Origin of the sequence: Hafnia paralvei ATCC 29927, assembly GCF_001655005.1 — a bacterium.
GTDB lineage: Bacteria > Pseudomonadota > Gammaproteobacteria > Enterobacterales > Enterobacteriaceae > Hafnia > Hafnia paralvei.
In genome coordinates this window covers 1-947 of record NZ_LXET01000075.1, presented here as the reverse complement: position 1 = coordinate 947, position 947 = coordinate 1, and the positions used below count along the sequence as shown (strand labels likewise).

The 947-nt window shown below is 53.5% G+C and carries 1 pseudogene; it reads left to right on the top strand.

Features of this window, described 5'->3' with window-relative positions:
- Positions 1 to 794, top strand: a pseudogene (locus M988_RS22140) (IS5-like element IS5 family transposase); the annotation flags it as partial.
- Positions 795 to 947: the final 153 nt, after the last annotated feature.

Sequence of the window (947 nt, the reverse complement as noted above, 5' to 3'; positions counted from 1 at the left end):
ATTCACTGCATGCAGCATTGGTACAACCTGAGCGATGGCGCGATGGAAGATGCTCTGTACGAAATCGCCTCCATGCGTCTGTTTGCCCGGTTATCCCTGGATAGCGCCTTGCCGGACCGCACCACCATCATGAATTTCCGCCACCTGCTGGAGCAGCATCAACTGGCCCGCCAATTGTTCAAGACCATCAATCGCTGGCTGGCCGAAGCAGGCGTCATGATGACCAAGGCACTTTGGTGGATGCCACCATCATTGAGGCACCCAGCTCTACCAAGAACAAAGAGCAGCAACGCGATCCGGAGATGCATCAGACCAAGAAAGGCAATCAGTGGCACTTTGGCATGAAGGCCCACATTGGTGTCGATGCCAAGAGTGGCCTGACCCACAGCCTAGTCACCACCGCGGCCAACGAGCATGACCTCAATCAGCTGGGTAATCTGCTGCATGGAGAGGAGCAATTTGTCTCAGCCGATGCCGGCTACCAAGGGGCGCCACAGCGCGAGGAGCTGGCCGAGGTGGATGTGGACTGGCTGATCGCCGAGCGCCCCGGCAAGGTAAGAACCTTGAAACAGCATCCACGCAAGAACAAAACGGCCATCAACATCGAATACATGAAAGCCAGCATCCGGGCCAAGGTGGAGCACCCATTTCGCATCATCAAGCGACAGTTCGGCTTCGTGAAAGCCAGATACAAGGGGTTGCTGAAAAACGATAACCAACTGGCGATGTTATTCACGCTGGCCAACCTGTTTCGGGCGGACCAAATGATACGTCAGTGGGAGAGATCTCACTAAAAACTGGGGATAACGCCTTAAATGGCGAAGAAACGGTCTAAATAGGCTGATTCAAGGCATTTACGGGAGAAAAAATCGGCTCAAACATGAAGAAATGAAATGACTGAGTCAGCCGAGAAGAATTTCCCCGCTTATTCGCACCTTCCCTAACTC